We start from the raw sequence: 24,653 nt of genomic DNA, 5'->3' as shown, positions 1-24,653 counted from the left end.
GGATGAAGCGCCGCCCACTTTGTAGACTATACCAGGCCGCCTCACAATTTTTCTACTTGCAAAATCAATGCTACCCGCGCGAATCAGCTCTGCAGTGGGTGGGCAACCGGTGTGATCTTACCGGCACAGAACGTGAACTCCTCCAGCGAGGCGTTTTTTCCCAGGAGACTGCGCTGCGACGACGCGCGAAGCGCTGTGCCGGTTCTGACTGGCAACAGCAACTACTTGTGGTGGATGGACACAACGTGCACATTACCCTGGAGAGCGCCCTACTTGGGCGTTTTTTGCTTATTGGCAACGATGGAGCATTGCGTGACCTGGCAGGACAATCCGCCGCCTTCAAGTTTTCGCAAGTGAGTGAAATGGCGATGGATCTGCTTTTTTCTTTCCTTGGGGAGTTTCGGCCCAATAGAATATTGTTTTTGTTTGATGCCCCCTTGAGTCGCAGCGGCCATATGGCGGAGCAATATCGGCGACGCCTGAGAAGCTTGGGACTTGCGGGGGAGGCGCGAACCGCCCCCGTCCCGGAGCACGAATTCCCCTGTCGCGAGGGGGTGGTGGCCAGCAGTGACCGGGCGGTATTGGATGCCTCGACTGCATGGCTCGACCTGGCCCGTTGGGTGATCGATTTCAGCCTCTCCTGGCAAGCTGCTGCAGATTTTACCACCCTGATTCCTGTCAATGTTCTCGTTCACAAGGAACCTGGATATCACTGGAGTTGATCCTCTGTCAGAGTTGCCGGCGGCTTGTCAAAGGGCCCCGGCTGTGTTAGCAAGAGAAGCCCCTGCGGCTAAGGTGGCTGTGGAGAGCATCGTTCGCGCTGAAAACAGTCGCATTTGAAGGTTCGAAAGGATATTTTGACTATGGCTGAAATTGCCCCTTTTCGAGGGTTCCGTTACAATCTTGAAAGAATACCGGATCTGGCTGATGTGGTTATCCCGCCATACGATGTGATTTCAAAACGTGAGCAGGAAAATTTCTACGCGAGAAATGCGCACAACATGATACGGCTGGAGCTTGGCAAATCGTCAGCGGAAGATTCCGAAGAAGATAATGCGCACACCCGGGCTGCTCATTTTCTGCGAGAATGGTTGACGCAGAGGATTCTGATTAGAGATGATCAACCGGCCCTATATTACTACGAGCTGGATTTTTCCTTGAACCCGCAAACGCGGCAAACGCGCTATGGCTTTATCTCTCTTTTACGGCTGGAGGATTTCGCTTCCGGTGGTGTGCGCCCGCACGAGAAGACTTTTCAGGCTATAAAAGACGAACGGTTGCGACTCATGCTGACAACCCGGGCCAACCTGAGCCCCGTTTTTGCCCTCTATTCAGACCCTGCCGGACTGGTCGACCATCATTTGAAGGATGGACGCGAAACAGAGCCGCTCTTTTCTTTCAAGGATGAAAATGGGATGGAGCACAGGCTCTGGCGGGTAAGAAATCTAAAGGTGCTGCGGCAGGTGAGGTCGTTGATGCTCGACAAGGCGATTTTTATTGCCGATGGCCATCATCGTTATGAAACCGCCCTCAACTACCGGAACATTCAAAGGGAACGGTATCCATCCGGAAGTCCTCAGGCGGCCTATGAATACATCATGGTTTATTTGTCCAACATGAATCAGGGCGGTTTGACAATTCTGCCAACACACCGGTTGCTGCGCACGGTCAACTCTTGGAATCCAGAGCTGTTTCTGAAGCGAGGCCAGACCTTATTCGATATTTCGAGATACCCGGCGAGTGAGGAGGGACAGCGGCAATGGCGTTCCAAACTGGAAGCGGCGAAGGTGAGCAAAGAAACCGCCATTGGGTTCTATAGTCGCAAGGTAGATGCATTTTATCTTTTGCATGCCAGGCGGAGGGCGGTTTCGGCCTACCTGGATGGGCGCGACATCCCTAAGGTCCTGCAGGATCTCGATGTGGTTGTGCTGGATGAGGTCATCCTGAGACATTTGCTGGGTCTGTCCGAAGCTCTGCTGGGAAATGAAAACAACATCCACTTCAAGCACGACCTGTTGGAGGCTCTTCTGCAGGTTCAATCGGGGGAATATGAGGCCGGTTTTTTCATTAACCCCACTCGCATTGAACAGGTCCAGGATGTGGCCACCGCCGGCCTCATAATGCCGCATAAATCCACTTATTTTTATCCCAAGGTGGGAAGCGGTCTGGTAATCAATCCACTTTATCCGGATGAAGAGGTTTATGTCTGAGGGGGGAGCGTCTTTGTTGACCAGCGATTCTCTCTTCGATGGAGAACTGACCGTTTATCAGGAAAGGGAGGGGTATCGCTTCTCCGTAGACAGCGTCCTGCTGGCCGGGCTCACCAGAGTGGAAGCACAGGATCGGGTGATGGATCTGGGCACCGGCTGCGGGGTGGTGTCACTCATTTTGTGCCGCAGAGAGCCCGCAGCCAGCTATGTTGCTATCGAAATACAACCACGGCTGGTAGAGCTGGCGCAGAGAAATGTGGAACATAATCACATGACAGACCGGATCACGCCTTTGGGAATGGATTTTCGTGAAGTGAGGAAGCATTTTCCGGCGGAATCCTTTGACCTGGTAGTCAGCAATCCGCCTTATCGTCGCATGCATTCGGGTCGCATCAATCCGAATCGTCAGCGGGCAATGGCCAGGCACGAAATCTGCGGCTCCGTGCGTGACGTCTGTGCTGCCGCCAAACACCTGCTTTCACCTGGGGGGCGCCTGACAATCATCTACTCGGCGGAAAGGCTGGATCATCTCATGAGTGTCGCGCACGAACAGGGGCTGAGTCCCAAAGTGCTCACGGTCATTTATACCAACGGGGCAGGCCCGGCCAAATTGGTCCATTTGGAATGCCGCAAGGGAGCGGGGCCGCAGTTGCGCATCGAACAGCCCTTCTACATCTATCGGGAAGAGGGCGGGTACACGGAGGCCATGCGGCGATTTTACCAGGAATAGGGTGCCTGCCGGCACGGGAACGATGCCGTGTCGCTGCATGAGGTTCTGCTGCGTTATTAATATAATTTAAGGAGAGAATTATGGATTTGGGATTGCAGGGGAAAGTTGCCATTATTGCTGGTGGGAGTCAGGGACTGGGGAAAGCGGTCGCCATGGAGATGGTCCGAGAGGGTGCAAGAGTGGCCATAGGTGCTCTCGATGACCCGGAACTGCCCAAAGCGGTGGAAGAAATCGGCACAGTTGCCGGCGGGGAAATTCTGGGAATTCCGGTAGACGTCACTAATGCGGAGGACGCAAAACAGTTCATCCGCAAGGCCGTCGAGCATTATGGAACGGTTGACATCCTGGTAAACAATGCCGGTGGCCCCCCTTCCAAGACTTTTCTTGAAATCGACGACGACCTGTGGAACTTCGGGGTACGTCTCAACCTGATGAGCACCATCCTCATGACCCGCGAAGCCGTTCCGATCATGATGGAAAAACGCTGGGGGCGGATCGTGAACATGACCTCGGTGGCGGTGAAACAGCCCATCGACGGGTTAATCCTCTCCAATACAGTGCGATCCGGGGTCATCGGCCTGGCAAAGACTCTGTCCAATGAGTTGGCACCCTACAACATAACGGTCAATAATGTATGTCCCGGTTACACCATGACCGAAAGGGTAAGAAAGCTTGCCATCGTGACGGCCGAGAAACAGGGAACCACTCCGGAAGCCGTGATCAAAGGGTGGGAATCCGAGGTCCCCATGGGACGTATCGGGACCCCCGAGGAATTTGCAGCTCTGGTGACTTTTCTTGCTTCGGAGCGGGCAAGCTATATCACCGGGGCCTCCATCCAGATTGATGGAGGATGGTATAAGGGAGTAATGTAAATTTTGCCAACGCCCTATGGGAACGCCTATATTCGGTCTGTTGGAAGATTTGTCCCCGCAGGGAGACTCACCAACCAAGATCTGGAAAAAATGGTCGACACCTCCGACGAGTGGATCCGTGCGCGCACAGGGATACGTGAACGGCGGATTCTGGAACCGGGGCTGGGTAATTCCTACATGGCCATCCGAGCCGCTCGGGAATGTCTGGAAAGAGCCGACGTCAACCCCATCGATCTGGACGCTATCATCGTTGGAACGGTGACGCCCGACACGCCGTTTGCTTCGACCGCCGGCCTGGTGCAGCAGGCCCTCGGTGCACGCCGTGCATGGGGATTTGATCTTTCGAGTGCCTGCTCGGGGTTCATTTTTTCCCTCACCGTTGGCGCTCAGATGATCGAGTCGGGTCGTTCACAAAAAGTTCTCGTGATTGGCAGCGACGTGATGAGCAGCGTTGTCGATTACGCAGACCGCAACACCTGCGTGCTGTTTGGAGATGGAGCTGGAGCGGTGTTGCTGGAACGTGTGCCCGAAGCGGGTTACGGTATCCTGGATTTTGTTCACCGGGTGGATGGCAGCGGTGCCGAATTCTTGAATATTAAAGCAGGCGGCAGCCGTATGCCGGCAAGCATTGAAACGGTGAAAAATAAATTACATTTTGTTTTTCAAGATGGGCGGCAGGTGTACAAACGTGCCGTAACAGAAATGGCCAATGTGTCTTTGCAGGTGTTGGCAAACAACCATCTGAACGGAAAAGATCTGGCCCTCTTCGTGCCGCACCAGGCCAACCTCAGGATTATCGAAGCTTGTGCAGCTCGGCTCGCCATTGGAATGGATCGAGTGGTTGTCAACATCGATCGTTATGCCAACACCAACGGGGCAACCATTCCGCTCTGTCTGTACGATATTTGTGTAGAGCAACCGCGTGTGAACAAGGGAGACTACCTCTTAATGTCGGCCTTTGGAGCCGGTTTCAGTTGGGGAAGCATCCTCCTGCGCTGGTGGCAGTAACACTAAAAGCCTGCCCTGCCAAGCAACTGTTCCCAACGCAAATCGATTTGCTGCTGGAAGCTTTCCATCTGCTCAGGAAGGATTTTCTTAAACCGACCCTGCAGCTTCAAGTACTCTTCGACAGGCCTTCTACGCCCGCTGCGCGCCAGACTCAGAGTTTTTCCGGTGAGCTGCAACACACCGTTTTCCACCTCGTACAACACTACCACTCCGGTTTCTACGGCCAGCCGCCCTATCTTAATGGTGTCTTTGGTGGGGAATAGCCACCCGGCCGGACAGGGAATGGCCAGATGCACAAAGCGCGTTCCCTTGATGCTCTTGGCTTTGACGAATTTGTTATAGAGATCTCCCGGGTAGGATGAGCAAGTGGTGGCCAGGTAAGCCGGATGATGGGCCTCCATGATCTGAATGAAATCTTTTTTCGGCTGCTCTTTGGGGATGACCGGCGTGGTGGTCGTGAAGGCGCCGGTCGGCGTGGCGCTGGAACGCTGCACTCCGGTATTCATGTAGGCTTCGTTGTCGTAGCAAACGTAAATGAAATTGGTCTCCCGCTCAGCCGCACCGCTGAGAGCCTGAATTCCCATATCGAAGGTCCCGCCGTCGCCTGCCATGGCCAGTACCGTGTAGTCATCCTGCCCGGTCGCCTTTAATCCTGCGGCCAGCCCGGAGGCGGAAGCAGCGGTGCTGGCAAAGGTGTTGTTCACGGCGTTGACGGCTATGGGCGTTTTGGGGTAAATGCCGTGCAGTATGGTAAGGCAGCAGGCCGGCAGAGTCACAATGGTTTTGGGACCCAAAGCTTTCAAGATGTAGCGGTAGGCTATGGGAAGTCCGCAACCTGCGCAGGTGCGGGTTCCCGGCATCACAAATTCCTGTTCAGGGAGATCCAAAATCGCTGTTGCCATGATGCTTGATCATTCCTTTTTCACTTTGAGAGTGGGTGGGTTTCGTCGTAACCGTCAAAATACCTTGACCGCATAAGCTCTCGATATCCTTCTCTGCCCTCCGGCTACACTTCGCGGCCCAGCCACCTGGGGTGCTCCTGCCGGGTACCGTTTTGCGCCGCGTGCAGGGTTTCATGGGCTGATTCCACAAGGTCTGCCGGTTTGACGTCTTTGCCTCCCAATCCAACCACGTAGTTGAAAATGGTAGGCCTATGGCCGTTATGGCTGAACAGCGCTGCCTTGAGCTCAGTATTCAGTGCGCCTTCATAACCGTAACTGATGGCCTTTTCAATGACGGCAAGGCAGTTCGCGCGCTGCACCGCCTGGGACAAAATCTCGGCGGGAAATGGTCGGAAGACGCGTAACCCGACAACTCCCGCCTTGATCCCTTCATCGCGCAGCAGATCCACGGTTTCGCTGGCTTCACTGGAGAGCGACCCCATGGTCACAAACAAGAAATCCGCGTCCTCCGTCTGGTAGCGATATAACGGATCCTGATAACAGCGTCCGAAGGCCTTTTCGAAGGCTGTGCTCGCCTCGACCACAACCGGTAGAGCGGCCTCGAGGTCTTCCTGCAGGCGGCGTCGGAACCCCATGTAACCAGGGCAAAGATTGCCTTGAGGGTCCGCTATGGGATCGGTCATCACCACGGGATTGATGTTTACGGGCCTTTCCGGGTCCAGGAGATAGGGCGGCTGAAATGCCGGCAAAAATGCGTCCACCTGTTCCTGCGACGGAATGCTGACGGGCATCATGGTATGAGAGAGGCGAAATCCATCGAAGCAGACCATGATGGGAATCAAAAGTTGCTCGGCAACCCTGTACGCCAGGATGACCTGATCGAGAATCTGCTGATTGTCCTGGCAATAGAACTGCATCCAGCCGGTGTCACGCTGGGCAATGCTGTCCTGCATATCGTTGAGAATGGTCCAGGGAGCTCCCAATCCGCGGTTGGCTACCGGCATGACTATCGGCAGTCGGGCTCCCGCGGCCCAGTGCAACTGCTCGTGCATGTAGGCCAGGCCATTGGCTGCAGTGGCGGTGAAAACCCGGGCGCCGACCAGCGATGCAGATATGCACACACCCATGGCGGAATGCTCGCTTTCCACCCTGACAAACTCCGCCTTCAATTCGCCTCGTTCCACGTATTCCGAAAGAACTTCAGGGATCTTCGATTGCGGCGTGATGGGGTAGGCAGCGATAACCTGCACGCGGCATAATTTGGCGGCCAAAGCAGCGGCCTGATTTCCGGTCAAAATGAGAGTTTGTTCCACAGCGTCGGCTCCCTTAATCATATAAAACAGCAATAATACCACGCACACTATAGCACATTAAATGCAGCACGGCATCCGCAGCAATTATCATTCTGGATGATGGCCCCTTCCAGTAGCCACTGTATTTTTTCCAATGCTCGTCATCCAGGAGTGTTTCACGGTGAATCGCGGTTAATCCAATAGCGACCACTATTTGAGAAGTCAAATGAAAAGATGAGTGCTCGGGTTTTCCCAGTTGACCTGTTCGGGGGACCGCTGCATCAGGGGCAGGGGGAAGGGCGGGCAATGCCGGCGGGGTCGCATTGGCGGTGAGAGCAAGATGCTGATCGGCTTCGATCAGACGCTTGCCCTCATACGCTCCAACCGCAGCTATTTTTTCTTCGTGGCTCTCTTGGAAGCCTTGAGCGGGTTGATTTTTGCTTGTTGCGCTGCAACATCCTGTTTGGTGTGGGTTGCGAAATTGCAATGGCTGGTTTTCCACTTGATGGCGGGATTGGGGTAACTGGAACAATACCTTCCCACTTCCAAGTCCATGACCCTTTGACAACCTTCGCATTGATCAACGATCGTGTAGCAAGAACCTCCGTTGTAACCACAGCCGGCTTTCGTCATGAAGGCACACTCCGTACCGGCCTTCACTGTTTCACAAATCATGACAACCACCTCCAAATCTGATAGCATTGAAATTGAATCCCACAAAAACCGCCCGAATAGTAACCAGGGAATTTTTTATGTCAAGCATTTTCGTAAAATTTTCGACGAGGTGACAGCAGGTGGCGAAAAAACTCGGTGAGCTCTTGATGGAAGAAGGGTTGCTCAAGCCCGACCAGCTCAAACGTGCTCTCGATGAGCAACAGCACACGAGTGAGCGGATCGGTTCGATCCTGGTTAAACTTGGGTTCATCACCGAAGATGATTTGGTGGAAGCCATTGCCAGACAGTTTCATGTGCCCACTGTGAATCCGTCCCAACTGTCCATACCCAAGGAAGTTTTGAATCTCGTCCCCCTCAACATCGTGCAGAAGTATCACGCCGTGCCCTTCGGAGTCATGGGCAATACCCTCAATGTTGCTGTGGCGGACCCGGGAGATCTGTTCATCATCGAAGACGTCCGCTTCCTGACGGGCAAAACCATCCAGACGCATGTTGCCCGGGAAAGTGCCATCCGGGAGGTCATTGGCCGCTACTATGAAGATGAAAATTTCGAGGAAGTTCTGGGAATTCTGAGGGAGGAGGCGGATACCCAATTTTTTGAAAGTGTTGAGGATTCCGACCTGACATCGCTTGAAGGAGCGGCGGAGCAGGCTCCCGTAGTGAAGCTGGTGAACCTGATCCTGATGGATGCCATTCGCAAGCAGGCCAGTGACATTCACCTGGAACCCTACGAAAAAATGATGCGTGTGCGCTTCCGCATCGACGGGGTGCTCTATGAGATCATGCGTCCGCCTCTGCAGATGAAAAATGCCATCATCTCCAGGCTGAAAATCATGAGTCGCCTGGATATCGCCGAGCGACGCCTGCCCCAGGACGGTCGCATCAAGTTGCGCTACAAGGGGCGCGAGATGGATTTCCGGGTCTCGGTTCTGCCCACTCTTTTCGGTGAGAAGGTGGTGCTCCGTCTGCTTGACAAATCAAGCCTGCAGCTCGACATGACCAAGCTTGGATTTGATGAAGAACAGCTCAAACAATTTCGCGAAGCCATCTATGCCCCTTATGGGATGGTACTGGTCACCGGCCCCACCGGCAGCGGCAAGACCACCACCCTGTACAGCGCCCTCGCGGAACTGAATAAGATCAGTCAGAACATATCCACGGCAGAGGACCCCATTGAATACAATCTCGTCGGCATCAATCAGGTGCAAGTGAACGACGCAATTGGCTTGAATTTTGCCTCAGCATTGCGGGCATTCCTGAGGCAGGACCCGGATATCATCATGGTGGGAGAAGTGAGGGATTTTGAAACCGCGGAAGTGTCCATTAAGGCCGCCCTGACCGGTCATCTGGTGCTGAGCACCCTGCACACCAACGACGCGCCGAGTACGGTAAACCGGCTTCTCAACATGGGGGTCGAATCTTTCCTGGTTTCATCGGCGGTCAATCTGGTTTTGGCGCAACGGCTGGTGAGGAGGCTCTGTCCGGACTGCAGAGTCAAGGAAGAAGTGATCCCGGAAGCTTTGGCGGATTTAGGGGTGAGGGATGCAGATGTGGGAACATTTGACTGCTATCGCGGAAGGGGCTGTCCCTCCTGCAGCCATACGGGCTACAAAGGACGGCTGGCTCTGTATGAAGTCATGCCCATGACTGAAGAAATCAGGGAGATGGTGCTGCTCGGGTCGTCTGCCGCTGAAATCAAAAGGCAGGCCATCGATCTTGGCATGACGACCCTGCGCCAGAGCGGCATTCAGAAGCTGAAAAGAGGCATCACTTCGCTTGAAGAAGTGATACGATCCTCTGCGCGGGACTAGTAGGCTGATTTTCATTGCAGCCACCAAACACCGTCACCATAAAATAACTGGAGCGAACCATGCCCGTTTACCTGTGGAAGGGAACCGACCGCAAGGGAGTCAAACAGAAGGGCGAAATTGAATCGGACAATGTGACCATTGCGCGCCAGCTGTTGCTGCGCAAGGGGGTGAACGTCAAGAGCGTCAAGGCGAAGCCCAAGGACATTTCCGAGTACATCCCCCTGTTACAGCCCAAGGTTAAAGAGAGGGACATGGTGGTGTTCGTCAGGCAATTTGCAACCATGATCGATGCCGGGCTTCCCATCATGCAGTGCCTGGAAATCCTGCGCGATCAGCAAAGCAATCCGACTCTGAAACGGGTCATCAAAGAAGTCAGGCGGGATGTTGAAGAAGGGGCCACCTTTTCCGATGCCATCAGAAAGCATCCCAAAGTCTTCGATAACCTGTTTGTGAACCTGGTGGCCGCAGGCGAAGTCAGCGGCATTTTGGACGTGATACTCAATCGGCTCGCGGTCTACATTGAAAAGATGGCCGGCCTGAAAAAGAAGATCAAAGGGGCGATGACCTATCCCGCCATTGTAGTGGGTGTTGCCGTGATCGTCATTGCCGTGATCCTGGTTTATGTCATCCCGGTTTTTGCTCGGCTGTTCAATGATGCCGGCGTGAGTCTTCCGCCACTGACTTTGTTTGTCATGAACGTGAGCGCCTTCGCCCAGTCCTATTTCCATTGGTTCATCGTTGCCCTCATATTGTTGGTCATTGCTCTTCGGAGGATTCGCGCTACTTCCCGAGGACGTGAATGGACCGACCAGATTTTGTTGAGACTCCCGGTCTTTGGCATGTTGCTGCGCAAAGTTGCCATAGCGCGTTTCAGCCGTACCCTCGGCACCATGCTGGAAAGCGGGGTTCCCATTCTTGACAGCCTGGAGATCGTTTCCGCAGCATCCGGCAACAAAGTCATCGAGAAAGCCATTCGCAAGGCGCGCATCGCCATTGCAGAAGGTCATCCGGTGGCGGAGCCGTTGGCTGAAACCGGGATGTTTCCTGCGATGGTTACGCAGATGATCGCAGTGGGGGAAGCGACCGGTGCTCTGGACAACATGCTCGGGAAAATCGCCGACTTTTATGATGAAGAAGTAGACACTACTGTAGAATCTTTGACGGCTCTTCTTGAGCCCGTCCTCATCGTATTTCTCGGGGTTACGGTGGGAGGATTGCTGATCGCCATGTATCTTCCCATCTTCCAACTGGCGGACGTGGTGGGCCGAGGCGCATAAGGCCGGGGTGGGAAGGAAAGGGGAAGAAGGCGGGGTAGCAATGCAGGGAGAACAGACAGGCACGAATTTTGAGTCCGCAATTCGTGATTCCGAAATTGCAAACCTTACGGATCCGTCCCTGGCCCGCAAGATTCGACTGCTTCTGCTGTTTCGACTGCTGCTCGGCCTGTTCTTCCTGTTGCTCACCATATTCGCCCAGACTCGGCACGGATGGGAGTTTCTCTCGGCCCATTTTCAGCCCCTGTACTTCTTTTCGATAGTTATTTTCTTGTTCACTATCGTTGCCGCTCTCAGCCTCAAACATATTGACAACCTGGTCCGATTCGCCTACCTCCAGCTGTTTTTTGACGTAGAAGCCGTAACCGTCCTGATATTTCTTTCGGGAGGGGTAGAGAGCCTCTTTTCATTTCTCTACATGCCGGTGATCATCAGCGCCGCGCTGCTGCTCAACCGCAAGGGGAGTCTCTGGGTGGCCTCTCTGTGCAGTCTCTCCTACGGTCTCTTGCTGGATTTGCAATATTTCGATTGGATTGTTCCATTACAGGTGATCGGTGGAACGCCGTTTTATCGAGAGAGTGAGTTCTATCTTCAAAGCCTTTTGATGAACATTGCCGGATTTTATCTGGTGGCCTATCTGAGCGGCTATCTTGCGGAGGAACTGAAAAAATCAAGTCAATTGATTCTCGAGCACAAAAAGGATTTCCAGGAGCTGGAAACGCTGCATCGCAACATTGTGCAGAGCATCACCAGCGGGCTCCTCACCATCAGCGCAGACGGTGTCATCCGGTTCTGCAATCCTGCCTGCGAGGAAATCCTGGGTTTGCCCAGAGACCGGTTGGAACGCTGTCATGTGAGCGACATCTTCCCCTCCGTTGCGATATCTTCAGGGTCGCATGACGGGCTTACTTCCGACAAGAACCCACTTTCCAACGGGAGCCGCAATGAAATTGTCTACCGGCGGCCTGATGGGCAGGAACTCCGTCTCGGCTACACCGGCTCCATTCTCCTTGGAGATGATGGTGCCTCATCCGGCTGGATTTTCATCTTTCAGGATCTCACCCGGTTGAAAGCCATGGAAGAACACATGAGGCGCATGGAGCGTCTGGCCATAGCGGGAAACATCGCCGCGGAAATAGCCCACGAGATCAAAAATCCGCTGGCATCCATCAGCGGGGCCGTCGAGTTGATCCAGGACACGGTCCAACATGACGCCGAGCAGATGCGTTTGTTCGGCATCATGCATCGGGAGGTGCAGCGCATTGATGATTTGGTCACCGATTTTCTGTGGCTGGCGCGAGGCGCCAGGCAGTCGGTCAAGAAAGAAGCGGTTGCCGTTGTGGAGAATTTACAGGAAATACTGGCGCTGCTGCAGAATCGTAAAAAATTTGGCCCGTCTCACCGCATCAGAACTTCTTTTGAAATCGCTCCCCTTATCTTTATCGATGCGCACCATTTCCGCCAGATCATCTGGAACCTGGTGACCAATGCCCTCGAAGCCATGCCGCAAGGGGGGGAACTGTCGATTCATGTGCGCCCTGAGGCAAGCTCCGCTGAATCGAGCAACGTGCGCATCGACATCCGCGACACCGGCAACGGAATTGCCGAAGGCATTCGCACTAAGGTGACCGAGCCCTTTTTCAGTACCAAGACAAGCGGCACCGGCCTCGGCCTCAGCATCGTCTACCAGCTGGTAGAAAACTCCGCGGGCCGCATCGAAGTGACCCACCACGAGGACTCCGGTACGACCTTTTCACTTTTTTTTCCCATTAGTCCCCCTTTTCCTCTTGCCAAGTGATTTTGAAATGACTATAAGCACTCACAACAGACGAGTGCTAACAGATTGATCTGGGGTGGGCGCACGCGCGAGCCGCCCCGCACATTTTAATTTTGTCAAAGAAAGGAGTTGCACGCATGAATCTTAAGCCACTCAACGATCGTGTCATTGTCAAGCGCACCGAAGAGGAACAGAAAACCGCCGGGGGTATCATCATTCCCGACACAGCCAAGGAAAAGCCGATCCAGGGCGAAGTGCTGGCAGTGGGCAGTGGCAAACTGATGGAAGACGGCACCCGCAGGCCGCTCGATCTCAAAGCAGGTGACAAAGTCTTATTCGGCAAGTACGCCGGGACCGATATCAAAGTCGAAGGAGAAGAGCTCCTGATCATGCGCGAGGACGATATTCTCGCAGTCATCGAAAAATAACTTCCCCGAGTCCGTAAGAAATAATCGCAGCGAACAGAACAACTAGGAGGAAATCATAATGGCAAAACAGCTGATTTACGATGTCAAAGCCCGCGAGGCGCTGCTCAATGGTGTCAACACACTCGCCGATGCGGTCAAGGTAACGCTCGGTCCCAAGGGTCGCAACGTGGTCATCGAGAAGAGCTTCGGGGGCCCCACCGTAACCAAGGACGGCGTGACCGTTGCCAAGGAAATCGAGCTCGAAGGCAAATTCGAGAACATGGGTGCCCAGATGGTCAGAGAAGTGGCCAGCAAGACCAGTGATGTTGCCGGTGACGGGACCACCACGGCAACCATATTGGCCCAGTCCATCTACTACGAAGGATCCAAACTCGTAGCCGCGGGCGCCAATCCAATGGCTCTCAAGCGCGGCATTGAAAAGACCGTCAAGGCAGTGGTGGATGAACTGAAAAAAATCACCAAGCCGACCAAGGATCAGAAAGAAATCGCCCAGGTTGGAACCATCTCGGCGAACAACGACACCACCATCGGAAACATCATTGCCGAAGCCATGAACAAGGTCGGCAAGGAAGGCGTGATCACCGTCGAAGAAGCCAAGGGCATGGAAACCACTCTGGAAGTGGTGGAAGGCATGCAGTTTGACCGCGGCTACATTTCTCCCTATTTCGTCACCGATCCCGAAAAGATGGAGGTTCTTCTAAATGAACCCCTGATTCTGGTTTACGATAAAAAAATCAGCAACATGAAAGACCTGTTGCCGATTCTCGAACAAATCGCCAAGATGGGCAAACCGCTTCTGATCATTGCCGAAGACATCGAAGGCGAAGCCCTGGCGACTCTGGTAGTCAACAAGCTGCGCGGCACCCTGCACGTTTGTGCCGTTAAGGCGCCCGGTTTCGGCGATCGTCGCAAGGCGATGCTGGAAGACATCGCGGTATTGACGGGCGGCCAGGTGATCAGCGAAGAAAAGGGTCTCAAGCTGGAAGCCGCCAGCCTGAACGACATGGGCAGCGCCAAGACGGTGCGCATTGACAAGGACAACACCACCATCGTCGACGGTGCCGGCGACCGTCAGGCGCTGGAGGGAAGAGTTCGTCAGATCCGTGCCCAGATCGAGGAAACCACCAGCGATTACGATCGGGAAAAACTGCAGGAACGGCTGGCCAAGCTGGTCGGTGGTGTGGCCGTGATCAGTGTGGGAGCGGCTACCGAGACGGAAATGAAAGAGAAGAAAGCCCGCGTGGAAGACGCTCTGAACGCCACCAGAGCGGCCGTCGAGGAAGGCATTGTTCCCGGTGGTGGAGTGGCCTATCTGCGTTGCCTGCCGGGTATCAAGGAGTTCAAGCTGGAAGGCGATGAGCAGCTGGGCGTGAACATTGTCCGGCGTGCGTTGGAAGAACCGGCCAGGCAGATTGCCTTCAACGCAGGCGAAGAGGGCTCGGTGATCGTGCAGAAGCTCAAGGAAGAAAAGGACGCTTTCGGTTACAACGCCGAAACCGGTGAATTCGTCGATCTTCTGGAAGCCGGCATCATCGATCCGACCAAAGTGACACGCACCGCACTGCAGAATGCCGCCAGCGTTTCAGCGCTGATGCTCACCACCGAATGCATGGTTGCAGAGATTCCCAAGGAAAAAGAGGATATGCCTGCAATGCCCGGCGGCGGCATGGGTGGTATGGGCGGTATGGGCGGCATGTATTAAGACGCGGGTCCGATGCCGGATGCGCCGTCCGGCTGAATCCCGCATGGACCGCCGGCCGTGAGCAAAGGAGCGGCAGCCGAGCGGCAGCCGTTCCTTGACAAGTTTTGCTGATCAAGCCTCTTGGTTCGTTCGTTGAATCAAGAGGCTTTTCTTTTTTTTTGCAGCAGCCATTCTGCCGTCCGTCTTCCGCCCTCCCGACTCCGGACTTCTGTCTTGACTTGTCCATGCGGTATGCTAATTAGTCTTGATTTTATGAGTGAAAGCGACAGCAGAGCAAGCGGACTCTCTTCGCGCTTGCCGGTGACGATAAAACGCCAAGCGATGCAGCTTCCTTAAAAGGAACCGAACAATGGATTACAAGAAGACCCTCAATCTGCCCCAGACTTCATTCCCCATGAAGGCCAATCTGTCCAAACGGGAGCCGGAAATCCTCGCCAAATGGGATGAATCGCGCTTATATGATCTTTTGAGAAAACGCGGCAAAGGGCGCCAAACATACATCCTGCACGACGGTCCCCCCTATGCCAACGGCCATATCCACCTGGGAACGGCCCTCAACAAGATCCTCAAGGACATGATCATCAAGAGCCGCCAGATGAGCGGGCTGGACGCCATTTACGTGCCCGGCTGGGATTGCCACGGGCTGCCCATCGAGCACCAGGTGGATAAGGAACTCGGCGAGCGCAAACAATCCATGACCCAGGTCGAAATTCGTCGCCACTGCCGTCGCTACGCGGAGCGCTTCATCGACATTCAGCGGCAGGAATTCAAACGGCTGGGAGTACTGGGGGAATGGGAAAATCCCTACCTCACCATGGCGTATCCCTACGAAGCCTCCATCGCCCGCGAACTGGGGCGATTTTTCAGCCGAGGCGGGGTGATTCGCAGCAAGAAGCCCATCTATTGGTGCTCCAGCTGCCAGACGGCGCTGGCCGAAGCCGAAGTCGAATATCACGACCACGTGTCGCCTTCCATTTATGTCAAATTCCCTTTGCAGGCTGAAGAGCAGGCTCGATATCCGGAGTTGGCCGTCAAGCCCGCTTCCGTGCTCATCTGGACCACTACTCCCTGGACGCTTCCCGCCAACCTTGCCATCACCCTGCACCCCGATTTCGCATACGTCGCGGTGGACGTCGGCGGGGAAATCTGGATTGTTGCCGAGGGATTGCTGGAAAGCTGCATGAAGGCCTTTGCCATTCAAGATTACACCGTGGTGAAAACGTTCCAAGCTTCCCATTTGCAGGGGCTCAAGTGTCGCCATCCGTTCCTCGAGCGGGACTCCGTGCTGATCCTGGGTGGCCATGTGACTCTCGAAGCAGGAACCGGTTGCGTCCATACCGCTCCCGGTCATGGCCGCGAGGACTACGACATGGCCCTCGAATACGGCCTGGATGTCTATTCTCCGGTTGATGACAACGGGCGCTTCACCCGGGATGTGGATTTTTTTGCCGGGCAGTACGTCTTCGATGCCAACAGGAACGTTACCGCCAAACTCAAGGAAGTGGGCCGTCTGATTCTGGAGAAGGAAATCAGCCACAGCTACCCGCATTGCTGGCGCTGCAAGCAGCCGGTCATCTTCAGAGCCACCGAACAGTGGTTTATTTCCATGGACAAGAACGACCTGCGCAAGAACACGCTGGACTGGATCGAGCGGGTCGAGTGGATTCCGTCCTGGGGCAAGGAGCGCATCCGCAACATGATTGCCAACCGGCCGGACTGGTGTATCTCGCGCCAGCGCTCCTGGGGAGTGCCGATCACCGTCTTCACCTGCAAAGGCTGCGGCGAACTGCTGGCGACCCCGGAAGTGTTCGATCACGTGGTGGCTCTGTTCGAGAAGGAAGGCGCCGATATCTGGTTCGAGCTCACAGCCCAGGAGCTGCTGCCCCCGGGGGCGGCCTGCACGAACTGTGGAGGGAGCGACTTCGAGAAAGAAAAGGACATACTCGATGTCTGGTTCGATTCCGGGACTTCTTATGCGGCTGTGCTGGAACAGCGGCCCTATTTGAGCTTCCCCGCCGACATGTATCTGGAAGGGAGCGACCAGCACCGCGGCTGGTTCCATTCATCCCTGCTGGCAGCGGTCGGCACGCGCGGCATGGCCCCCTACCGGAGCGTTCTCACGCATGGCTTTGTGGTCGACGGGCAGGGATACAAGATGTCCAAATCGCTCGGCAATGTCATCGCTCCGGGTGAAATCATCGACAAATATGGCGCCGAAATTCTTCGCCTGTGGGTCGCCGCCGAGGATTACCGGGATGACATCAGAATTTCTCCGGACATACTCAAGCGACTGAGCGAAGCCTACCGGCGTATTCGCAATACCACCCGGTTTTTGCTCGGCAATTTAAACGATTTCGACCCCCATCGGCACGCCGTTCCCTACGAACAGATGGAGGAACTGGATCGCTTTGCCCTGCATCAACTGCAGGATTTGGTTAAAAAAATACGCAGCGCATACGACCGGTTCGAGTTCCACCGGGTGTACCACGCGCTGCACAATTACTGCGTAGTCGACTTGAGTGCATTCTATCTGGATATCCTCAAGGACCGGCTGTACATTTCCAGCGCTGCGAGTAAGGTGCGCCGCTCGGCCCAAACGGTGTTGTATGAAATTGTCACTGCACTGCTCAAGCTCATGGCCCCGGTCCTTTCCTTTACCGCTGAGGAGGCCTGGTTGTATCTGCCGGGAAGCCGCGGGGAGAGTGTCCATCTGGAGGATTTTCCGGAGGAAAATCCAGCCCTTCGCGATGCGGAGTTAAATGATCGCTGGCAAACCATCCTTGCGCTCAGAAGCGATGTTTCGCGCGCTCTGGAAGCTGCCCGGCAGACAAAAATCATCGGCCACCCGTTGGATGCCAAGGTGAGTGTCGCATTGCCCGAATCGGTACAGCAGATGCTCAATGGCAGCGAAGAACTGCTGCGGTCGGTGTTTATCGTTTCCCAGGTGGAATTGCGCTCGGCTGCTGAATTGAGCGGCGGAGTCGAGGGGGTGGAAGTGGTCGGGGCGAAAATTGAGGTGTCCGTTGCAACCGGTGAAAAATGCGAGCGCTGCTGGGTGCATTCCGAAAGTGTCGGAACCTTTAAAGAGGATGCGACCCTGTGTGACCGCTGCCACAATATACTGAACCCGGCTTAGTGTCCGTACTCAGCCAAAGGAAAGCAGCCAATGTTCAATCTGTTCCTGATCGGGGGCGGCATCGTCATCTTCGACCAGTTGACCAAAATTCTGGTGGTGTACCTGCTCCCCCTGCATTCCTCGGTGGCGGTCATCCCCGGCTTTTTCAACCTGGTGCATGTGCGCAACACCGGCGCAGCCTTCAGCTTTTTGGCCGGGAGCTATTCCGGCTGGCGCCAGATATTTTTCGTTTCCGTGAGCCTCATCGGCATCGCGGTGATACTCTTTGTGTACAGGGGCCTGAAAAAAGAAGATCGCTGGGCGAGGATCTCTCTTGGGCTGATTTTCGGCGGCGCCGTGGGGAATCTCATAGACCGGCTGCGCCTGGGGGAAGTGATTGATTTTTTGGATGTTTACCTGGGCCAGTACCACTGGCCGGCTTTCAATGTGGCCGACAGCGCCATCAGCATCGGGGCCGTGATGCTGTTGCTGTGTCTGCTCAAAACCAAAAACCATGGAACCGCTGTTGAAGAATAACAGCCGCAGATGCACGCCGATAAACACGGATAAAAAGAAATAAGAAAACATCAGCGTTCATCGGCGTGTATCTGCGGCTGATAGCTTTAAACCCTGAGGCCATCGAATCTGGCAGCCACCGATGCACGCTGATAAACGCAGATATGGACAGGAAGAAAGCGTTGATCTGCGGCTAATAATCGTTCACTACTCGCTTGATTTGGACCTTCGGCCTGCCGAAATTGAGAATCAATCCTACCTTCAAACCGGTTGCCTTCAAGTAGTTGATACATTGAGCGAGGTGCAAATCTTCGATGCCTTTGGCCGCCTTCAGCTCTATGATGATTTTCCCCTCCACAACCAGGTCGGCGTAGTAATCTCCAACCATGATGCCGTCATAGTAAACCGCAATGGGGCTCTGCTGTTTGACCTGCAAACCCGATGTTCTGAGCTCGTGAGCCAGGGCGTTTTCGTAAACCTTTTCAAGAAAACCGGCCCCGAGAGTATTGCTGACTACAAAGGCTGCTCTGATAATCTCTCGCGTCAGGTCATCACTCATTGCTCAGCCTCTGATGCACATGGCTCAACAAGAATTCAAGGATAACAGCCGCAGATGCACGCCGATAAACACGGATAAAAAGAAATAAAGAAACATCAGCGTTCATCGGCGTGTATCTGCGGCTGATAGCTTTAAACCCTGAGGCCATCGAATCTGACAGCCACCGATGCACGCTGATAAACGCAGATCTAGCCAGAAAAAAAAGCGTTGATCTGCGGCTAATTCCCGCGTGTGACAAAAATTGTCACCTACCCTTCGATCTCTTTTCCCTTGCGCAGTTTGACCACGTCGTTTCTCAGCACCATCCTTTTCAGCTTCCCGTCCCAGAGCTGTCGCTGAATGACCAGGCGATCATCGAATATCTGCACGATCACACCTGTGGGCCCACCGGCGGGAGTCCCGACGCTCACGATATAACCCTTGCCCGCCGCATCCTGGATGATCGCTTTTCTGCCCAGTCCTCCCCAGACGATGGCCCTCAACCCCTTTTCGATCTCGCCGATATTCATTTTCTGCAGAGGCGTCAGCGGTTTTTGCAATTCTGGCGGCAGCGTTTCGTCCTCGGGCGGCAATTGCGGGGGAGGGGGTTCCGGGGGTTTGATGAAAGAGACAAACGGGTCGTTCAGCTGCTTCGGATCATAAGTGAAGGTCTCCTGCAGCAGCTCCCGGGAAATCTTTTCCTTGAGCGACAGAGCTTCCGGGGAGAAAGCGGCGGGCGCCGTTTTCGCTGTCGCTGAGCCCTGGTCTTCACTATCTGTTTGGGAACCAGCCTCACTCTGCGGCGTCGAAACGGGATTGTCGGGCCTGCCGGAGTCCTGAGGTGCGGCAAACGGAGGGTCCCATGGGCAAGGGGCGATCACCGTCAAAAACAAAGCGATGCATAAGACTAACGATTTCATGTTGGCATTCCCCAAGCTAAACGGCCGATAGAAAAGGGGCAGCCCCCCTGACCCATCGACAAGTAACGCCAAAATCAATCAAGGTATTGAATCCTGGCACAAATTCTGAGCTTGAGCAACATGAAATCGGCTCGGAACAAGCGATCAGCGTGATTCGCATGCACATTTTCCGTCGGTTGATGGGTGAAATCTTGCATCCTGCCAAAGAATGTCAGACGAGTGACAATTTTTGTCAGTCCGTCGTCAGCCGGGTTTTTCCCGGGGGATATCGGTCAACAAGCATAAAGTTGCTGATAAAAACCGCCAGGAATTTCCCTGCAAGGTTTTGCCTGCGCCCGAGAACGGCCTTTTGTTGGCAGCCTCCAAGGATCGGCACAATCTTTGCTCTTTCTACAATCAAGCAATATTTCCAATGTGTGTTGTGAAAGGAGGGGGGAATATTCGGAGAGTGGCTTGCAGAGACAGCATAGGGTGTTTTGCCTTGGGATGGCAGCCGGCATCAATTTAAAAGCAATGGGAGGTATCAAGCATGTTGATCAAAATGAGAGAAAACAAGGGTTTTACGTTGGTGGAATTGATGATTGTCGTGGCCATTATCGGTATTTTGGCTGCAGTTGCGGTGCCTTATTATCAAAAATACATTGCGAAGGCTAACTTGAACAAATATATAATGCCTCCTGTTCATATGTGGGAGAACTGTGTGGCCACCCAGTTTGCCATCCGTAACACTCTACCGGAGGATTTGACGGAAGCCATCTGTTTTAGCGATGCGGACACTTATTTCTTCGATGAAGTTGCCGAGACGGGCGACTTTCTGACCATTACCATTGCCGTTGATAACCACCAGCGCGACAATGAAGACAGTTTTCCTCTCAAAGGTATCACAGACGCGCTGGGTGATCCCGTGCTCCATATTTACCCCTACGTAACGGAGGAAGGAGGAAAGAAGACTTTAGTTTTCGAATACCGGGGTACGCTCGCTTACAACGCGGGATTCACCAGTGTTGCACCGTGATTGGGATAGTTTGGGAGCTTCTCTGAGCAAGCTCCCCAACAAGAGATCTTTGCTGTGCTTGTAACATAATTAGTTGAAAGCTCGTCGGACTGCTCAATGAGCGGCGGCGTGAGTGATTGTGCCGCTCATTGAGCAGATGCCGCTGTGCATCCATTCGAGCCTGCATCTCAAAGCAAAAGTTGTGCGCAAAATCACAAAGACCATTCCCTCCATCGTTCTCGGGGTACTGATTCTTTCGGCCTACTGCAACACCTTTTACAGTCCCCCCATACTCGATGATTACCATTCCTTCATTTATCAACCCAATGTTTATCTATCGGACTTTTCAGTCGACAGCCTGGTTTCGCTGGCAAACACTTTTTTCGGCTGGCAGCGTTGGATACCCATGTTTACCTTCAGCCTGGACCACAGGGTCGGCCGGGGGAGTATCTTCTATTTTCACCTGACCAATCTGATTATCCACCTGCTGTGCACGGTTGCCGTCTTCTTCCTGGCCTGTCAACTCCTGGCGATCAACAGAACAATCCGCGGTGAAAGCCGTCCGGGCGGCGCCATGCCCGATACTATTCCCCTGCATATCCATGCCCTGGCAATTGCCGGCATATGGGCGCTCAACCCGGTACAAACCAATGCCGTCACCTACATCGTCCAGCGCATGGCTTCCCTGCAGGCTTTCTTTTACCTCACGAGCGTGGCCCTCTACGTGGCGGGAAGAAGAGCTCATTTTGGCTACGGCGGTTCACATGCTGATCGGATGCAAGGCGACGCGGAAAATGATCGCGCAGGTTTGGAAATGCACCCGGAGGTGAGGAATCATTCCCTGTTCCGTGTGTTGCCCTGCCGTTTACGGGCGGCACGTTACGGTGCCTATCGCTGGCGTGGCACGCTGTACTATCTGGGAGCCGTGCTGAGCGCCGGCTGTGCTTTTCTGTCCAAGGAAAACTCCGCCACTTTGCCGGTTATGCTGCTTGCCACGGAAATCTGGTTTTTCCAGCCCGATCTGCCGGTTAGGGCCTGGAAATGGCTTCGAACGTCGCACTGGTCGATCAAAGCAGCGTTATGCCTGGGCTCGATAGTCGCCGCATTTGTTTTGGCGGTCTGCATTGCAAAGTTTTTACCCGGCTATAACAATCGGCACTTCACCATGCCGCAGCGGCTCCTCACCGAAGCACGCATCGTTGTCTGGTACCTGTCGCTGGTCCTGTGGCCGGCGCCTTCCCGCCTTTCCATAGAACATGATGTAGCCGTCTCCACATCGTTCTTTCATCCCTGGACCACTTTGCCGGCCATCGGCTTGATTGCCCTTGCGTGTTGGGCCGTTGCGCACTTCAGGCGCAGGCATCCACTGGCCAGTTACGGCATGCTGTGGTTTTTGGTGAATCTGGCCATCGAATCCACCGTCGTTCCCTTGGAGCTCATTTTCGAACACCGTCTCTATTTGCCCTCTGTCGGTGTTGCGATGATTGTCGTGACAGGCTTGGTGAACGCGCTCCGTTTGCTGCTGCACAGCTACAGCGCCGATGACTTGCGCAAAATGACCGTCTGCGTCTTTGCAATCCTTGGTTCGTGCTTGACACTGCTCACCTTTGCGCGCAACGAAGCATGGCAGACCGGGGTGAGCATCTACCGTGACGCCGCTGCCAAGGCGCCTCTCAACCCCCGTGCCCATGCCAATTTGGCTGCCGGTCTGGGGCGGGAAGGCCATTATGAGGAAGCCATCAAGCATGCCGAAAGGGCCATTGATCTCGGCAAGCCGCGCTTCGAGGCGTATTTTGTTGCCGCCAATGCCATTGTCGCATCGTTGGTGGGTTTGGGCAGGGATAAGGAAGCGATGGAGCGAGGCGAATACTATGTCAAGAATCGCCCCGATCCATGCGATGGAGGGGGACTGTCGGCCCTTTTCATCAATCTCGCGCAGGTGCACCGCAGGTCAGGCCAGCTCCCAAAGGCCTATGCAATGGTGGTCCTTGGGCTGCGTAACAGCCGGCACAAGAACAGTGCCTTCGCCGACCAGAAAAATTTCCTGACACTTCTCGAATCGATCCTGAGGGAAGCGATCGACAGGAACATTTGTCTGAAAAACGGCTGCGATACGGATAAACGCCTGCTCCTTGCACAAGTTCAGACGCTGAAGGCATACATCGCAGCCGGAAAGCATACGGAGGCGGCACAATTGATGAATGATTTTTTGCAGCAAGAGGCGGGCCGAGCGAAACCCGGATCACCAAGGGCAGCCGGGTAGGGTGGGTTGAATGCAATGAAACCCAACAAGAAAACCTTTCAAGGGACCATATGCAGCGGATCCTTGCGGTCGTAATTGCTGGGTATCGCTGCGCCCAATCCAGCGCAGTGGAGCGGTCATTTCGTCGGTTGGAAAACCGATGGTGGGAGTCATGCAGGTTGGATGACGAAATCTACTATCTACAGGGAGAGCGTATAACCATCACCAAGCACGGCGTACCGGTAGCCGTGTTGCAGCCGGCGGAGCCTTCAAGGAAGACGGAACCCAGGAAGGTTATTGCTGAACTGCGGGAATTCCGCAAAAAGCATGCTCTCGAAGGGCTTTCTATCCGGGATATGATTGAAGAGGGAAGGCGATGAATGGGAGATGATTTTGTGATTGACACCTCCGTTGTGATGACTTGGTGTTTCCAGGATCAAGCCAGTCCATATGGTGATCACATTAAAATTCTTTCCCGCCGTCAGCCAGGCCCGAGAATGATCGAATTTCCTCTGTCACGTATAACCTTCGGCTTGCAGACTTTTCCATGATTTCTTCAAGTTTTCCGGCACATTCATACCACGAAGGAGCTTGCGGATAGTCTGTGCTGCGGTCCTGCAGGCGTCTCTCCAGCGCGAGAGCTAGCTCGTTGCTGTCGTTTGGAGCATAGAGCCACTGCGGGTGATGCTCGAAAAACTCGCGCATCCCTTCGACTCCCGCGGCGATCAGAGGGACGTCGCAGGCCATGATTTCCCAGGCTTTCTGAGGGAAGCAGTAGCGGCCGAAATCGTTGTCACTGTTGCAAATGACTGCCACATCGAGGGCATTGGTGAAATAAGGGATTTCTTTGAACGGGAGAATCCCCAGGTCAAAAAGGCGTGGACTTTGCGGCATCCGCACCTGCGGTTCACGCGGCCCGGCAACGGCCAGGCAAAGCTGAGGATATTTCTGCTGCAGCTGGTGGAAAGCCTTGAACAGCAGATCAACGCCGCGGTTTTGGTATATGGCCCCCGCATAGCCGACCAGCAAAGCCTCTTTCGGCAATTGCATCCTTGCTCGGCATAGTGTCTGGTCCATCGGCTTGAAAAGATCGGTTCTTGCAGTGGTTTCGATGACCGTGATCGGTTTGCGACGTCCGGAGGATCGAATCAGGCGGGCGAGGGCCCATCCGTTGCAAGTGACGCCGGCGCATTCCCGCAGGGCCCAGCGGTAAAGCTGCTTTAGGATGGGGAGCTTTGCCGCTGCAAAAGAAGCAAAATTGTCATACAGGTCAAAAACCACGGGCACCTTGTACCGTCGGCCGAGCAAACAGGCGATGACGCCGTAAAAGGAATCGGAGCCCGCCCAGATCACGTCGCAGTGGCGTGCAAGCAACGCCGCATCATGAATGAAGCGCACAAGCCCTGGTGCCTTGAGTGCAGTGGCGTTGATGGAGGTCCAGTGAACCGGTCCATCGTAATGATCACTCTCTTCCCGGTGTGCATAGCTCAAGCACAGCCCTCGCACCTGGTGGCCTCGAAGGGCGAGACCGAGCGGCAGTTCGCGCATGCGACCGTACCGATCATCCAGCAGGTCTTTTTTCATGTACTGGCGTTTGGTGAGCACCAGCACGCGCAGTGCTTTCGGGTTCATGCTCGAATCCTGCAC

The 24,653-nt window shown here is 54.5% G+C and carries 21 protein-coding genes; 15 read left to right on the top strand and 6 right to left on the bottom strand.

The window, feature by feature from the left end:
• Positions 1-2: 2 nt before the first annotated feature.
• The 5 genes from K1V27_RS00830 to K1V27_RS00810 all read left to right on the top strand — a co-directional run bounded on the left by K1V27_RS00830 (position 3) and on the right by K1V27_RS00810 (position 4,820).
• Positions 3-722, top strand: a complete 720-nt coding sequence (locus tag K1V27_RS00830) for a DUF434 domain-containing protein (RefSeq protein WP_258927628.1) — start codon at positions 3-5, stop codon at positions 720-722.
• Positions 723-863: 141 nt separating this feature from the next.
• On the top strand, positions 864-2,210 hold the full coding sequence (locus tag K1V27_RS00825) for a DUF1015 domain-containing protein (protein ID WP_258927627.1): 1,347 nt from the start codon (positions 864-866) through the stop codon (positions 2,208-2,210).
• Positions 2,203-2,940 carry a tRNA1(Val) (adenine(37)-N6)-methyltransferase gene (locus K1V27_RS00820; protein WP_258927626.1) on the top strand — a complete coding sequence of 246 codons (738 nt, stop codon included), beginning with the start codon at positions 2,203-2,205 and terminating at the stop codon, positions 2,938-2,940. Before K1V27_RS00825 ends, K1V27_RS00820 begins: the two co-directional genes overlap by 8 nt.
• An 80-nt stretch (positions 2,941-3,020) precedes the next feature.
• Complete coding sequence (locus K1V27_RS00815) at positions 3,021-3,812, top strand: SDR family oxidoreductase (protein WP_258927625.1); 792 nt, start codon at positions 3,021-3,023, stop codon at positions 3,810-3,812.
• A gap of 3 nt (positions 3,813-3,815) precedes the next feature.
• Positions 3,816-4,820 carry a beta-ketoacyl-ACP synthase III gene (locus tag K1V27_RS00810; protein WP_258927624.1) on the top strand — a complete coding sequence of 335 codons (1,005 nt, stop codon included), beginning with the start codon at positions 3,816-3,818 and terminating at the stop codon, positions 4,818-4,820.
• A gap of 2 nt (positions 4,821-4,822) precedes the next feature.
• Here K1V27_RS00810 and K1V27_RS00805 read toward each other — a convergent pair whose 3' ends face one another.
• From K1V27_RS00805 to K1V27_RS00795, 3 genes are all read right to left on the bottom strand, one after another.
• Positions 4,823-5,722, bottom strand: coding sequence for a thiamine pyrophosphate-dependent enzyme (locus tag K1V27_RS00805; protein ID WP_258927623.1), 900 nt, complete (start codon positions 5,720-5,722; stop codon positions 4,823-4,825).
• 104 nt (positions 5,723-5,826) lie between these two features.
• Complete coding sequence (locus tag K1V27_RS00800) at positions 5,827-7,035, bottom strand: transketolase C-terminal domain-containing protein (RefSeq protein ID WP_258927622.1); 1,209 nt, start codon at positions 7,033-7,035, stop codon at positions 5,827-5,829.
• A gap of 369 nt (positions 7,036-7,404) precedes the next feature.
• A complete protein-coding gene (locus K1V27_RS00795) occupies positions 7,405-7,647 on the bottom strand; it encodes a PxxKW family cysteine-rich protein (RefSeq protein WP_258928019.1) in 243 nt (80 codons plus the stop codon).
• Positions 7,648-7,808: 161 nt separating this feature from the next.
• On the opposite strand from K1V27_RS00795, the gene pilB reads away from it, so the two are divergent.
• From pilB to lspA, 7 genes are all read left to right on the top strand, one after another.
• Positions 7,809-9,500, top strand: coding sequence for a type IV-A pilus assembly ATPase PilB (pilB, locus tag K1V27_RS00790; protein WP_258927621.1), 1,692 nt, complete (start codon positions 7,809-7,811; stop codon positions 9,498-9,500).
• Positions 9,501-9,559: 59 nt separating this feature from the next.
• The gene (locus tag K1V27_RS00785) at positions 9,560-10,777 is read left to right on the top strand and encodes a type II secretion system F family protein (RefSeq protein ID WP_258927620.1); all 1,218 of its coding nucleotides are present in this window, start codon (positions 9,560-9,562) and stop codon (positions 10,775-10,777) included.
• Between the two features lie 40 nt (positions 10,778-10,817).
• Positions 10,818-12,572, top strand: a complete 1,755-nt coding sequence (locus tag K1V27_RS00780; RefSeq protein WP_258927619.1) for a two-component system sensor histidine kinase NtrB — start codon at positions 10,818-10,820, stop codon at positions 12,570-12,572.
• A gap of 116 nt (positions 12,573-12,688) precedes the next feature.
• Positions 12,689-12,979 (top strand): co-chaperone GroES, encoded by a 291-nt coding sequence (gene groES / locus K1V27_RS00775; protein WP_258927618.1) that lies wholly within the window; start codon positions 12,689-12,691, stop codon positions 12,977-12,979.
• Positions 12,980-13,037: 58 nt separating this feature from the next.
• Positions 13,038-14,681 (top strand): chaperonin GroEL, encoded by a 1,644-nt coding sequence (gene groL / locus K1V27_RS00770; RefSeq protein ID WP_258927617.1) that lies wholly within the window; start codon positions 13,038-13,040, stop codon positions 14,679-14,681.
• A 349-nt stretch (positions 14,682-15,030) separates the two neighbouring features.
• On the top strand, positions 15,031-17,817 hold the full coding sequence (ileS, locus tag K1V27_RS00765) for an isoleucine--tRNA ligase (RefSeq protein WP_258927616.1): 2,787 nt from the start codon (positions 15,031-15,033) through the stop codon (positions 17,815-17,817).
• Positions 17,818-17,847: 30 nt separating this feature from the next.
• Positions 17,848-18,333 carry a signal peptidase II gene (gene lspA / locus K1V27_RS00760; RefSeq protein WP_258927615.1) on the top strand — a complete coding sequence of 162 codons (486 nt, stop codon included), beginning with the start codon at positions 17,848-17,850 and terminating at the stop codon, positions 18,331-18,333.
• Positions 18,334-18,505: 172 nt separating this feature from the next.
• On the opposite strand, the gene K1V27_RS00755 is transcribed toward lspA, so the two are convergent.
• Together K1V27_RS00755 and K1V27_RS00750 are read right to left on the bottom strand one after the other, a co-directional pair.
• Positions 18,506-18,871 (bottom strand): GxxExxY protein, encoded by a 366-nt coding sequence (locus K1V27_RS00755; protein WP_258927614.1) that lies wholly within the window; start codon positions 18,869-18,871, stop codon positions 18,506-18,508.
• Positions 18,872-19,119: 248 nt separating this feature from the next.
• Positions 19,120-19,770, bottom strand: coding sequence for a hypothetical protein (locus K1V27_RS00750; protein ID WP_258927613.1), 651 nt, complete (start codon positions 19,768-19,770; stop codon positions 19,120-19,122).
• A gap of 541 nt (positions 19,771-20,311) precedes the next feature.
• On the opposite strand from K1V27_RS00750, the gene K1V27_RS22600 reads away from it, so the two are divergent.
• From K1V27_RS22600 to K1V27_RS00735, 3 genes are all read left to right on the top strand, one after another.
• Entirely contained in the window at positions 20,312-20,785 is a 474-nt protein-coding gene (locus K1V27_RS22600) for a pilin (protein ID WP_353740505.1), read from the top strand.
• Between the two features lie 118 nt (positions 20,786-20,903).
• Positions 20,904-23,027 carry a hypothetical protein gene (locus tag K1V27_RS00740; RefSeq protein ID WP_258927612.1) on the top strand — a complete coding sequence of 708 codons (2,124 nt, stop codon included), beginning with the start codon at positions 20,904-20,906 and terminating at the stop codon, positions 23,025-23,027.
• A gap of 158 nt (positions 23,028-23,185) precedes the next feature.
• Entirely contained in the window at positions 23,186-23,386 is a 201-nt protein-coding gene (locus K1V27_RS00735) for a type II toxin-antitoxin system Phd/YefM family antitoxin (protein WP_258927611.1), read from the top strand.
• A gap of 82 nt (positions 23,387-23,468) precedes the next feature.
• Here the strand turns inward: K1V27_RS00735 and K1V27_RS00730 are convergent, their stop codons facing one another.
• On the bottom strand, positions 23,469-24,638 hold the full coding sequence (locus K1V27_RS00730; protein ID WP_258927610.1) for a glycosyltransferase: 1,170 nt from the start codon (positions 24,636-24,638) through the stop codon (positions 23,469-23,471).
• Positions 24,639-24,653: the final 15 nt, after the last annotated feature.

The sequence above is a fragment of the Desulfoferrobacter suflitae genome, assembly GCF_022603395.1.
GTDB classification, from domain to species: domain Bacteria; phylum Desulfobacterota; class Syntrophobacteria; order Syntrophobacterales; family Syntrophobacteraceae; genus Desulfoferrobacter; species Desulfoferrobacter suflitae.
Note: the sequence above shows the minus strand (reverse complement) of the source record. Positions and strands in the feature narration are given on the sequence as shown.

Coding starts and splice junctions, on each gene's coding strand:
- K1V27_RS00830 (WP_258927628.1), top strand. CDS start 3: ATGAAGCGCCGCCCACTTTGTAGACTATACCAGGCCGCCTCACAATTT.
- K1V27_RS00825 (WP_258927627.1), top strand. CDS start 864: ATGGCTGAAATTGCCCCTTTTCGAGGGTTCCGTTACAATCTTGAAAGA.
- K1V27_RS00820 (WP_258927626.1), top strand. CDS start 2,203: ATGTCTGAGGGGGGAGCGTCTTTGTTGACCAGCGATTCTCTCTTCGAT.
- K1V27_RS00815 (WP_258927625.1), top strand. CDS start 3,021: ATGGATTTGGGATTGCAGGGGAAAGTTGCCATTATTGCTGGTGGGAGT.
- K1V27_RS00805 (WP_258927623.1), bottom strand. CDS start 5,722: ATGGCAACAGCGATTTTGGATCTCCCTGAACAGGAATTTGTGATGCCG.
- K1V27_RS00795 (WP_258928019.1), bottom strand. CDS start 7,647: ATGACGAAAGCCGGCTGTGGTTACAACGGAGGTTCTTGCTACACGATC.
- K1V27_RS00785 (WP_258927620.1), top strand. CDS start 9,560: ATGCCCGTTTACCTGTGGAAGGGAACCGACCGCAAGGGAGTCAAACAG.
- K1V27_RS00780 (WP_258927619.1), top strand. CDS start 10,818: ATGCAGGGAGAACAGACAGGCACGAATTTTGAGTCCGCAATTCGTGAT.
- groES (WP_258927618.1), top strand. CDS start 12,689: ATGAATCTTAAGCCACTCAACGATCGTGTCATTGTCAAGCGCACCGAA.
- groL (WP_258927617.1), top strand. CDS start 13,038: ATGGCAAAACAGCTGATTTACGATGTCAAAGCCCGCGAGGCGCTGCTC.
- ileS (WP_258927616.1), top strand. CDS start 15,031: ATGGATTACAAGAAGACCCTCAATCTGCCCCAGACTTCATTCCCCATG.
- lspA (WP_258927615.1), top strand. CDS start 17,848: ATGTTCAATCTGTTCCTGATCGGGGGCGGCATCGTCATCTTCGACCAG.
- K1V27_RS00755 (WP_258927614.1), bottom strand. CDS start 18,871: ATGAGTGATGACCTGACGCGAGAGATTATCAGAGCAGCCTTTGTAGTC.
- K1V27_RS00750 (WP_258927613.1), bottom strand. CDS start 19,770: ATGAAATCGTTAGTCTTATGCATCGCTTTGTTTTTGACGGTGATCGCC.
- K1V27_RS22600 (WP_353740505.1), top strand. CDS start 20,312: ATGAGAGAAAACAAGGGTTTTACGTTGGTGGAATTGATGATTGTCGTG.
- K1V27_RS00730 (WP_258927610.1), bottom strand. CDS start 24,638: ATGAACCCGAAAGCACTGCGCGTGCTGGTGCTCACCAAACGCCAGTAC.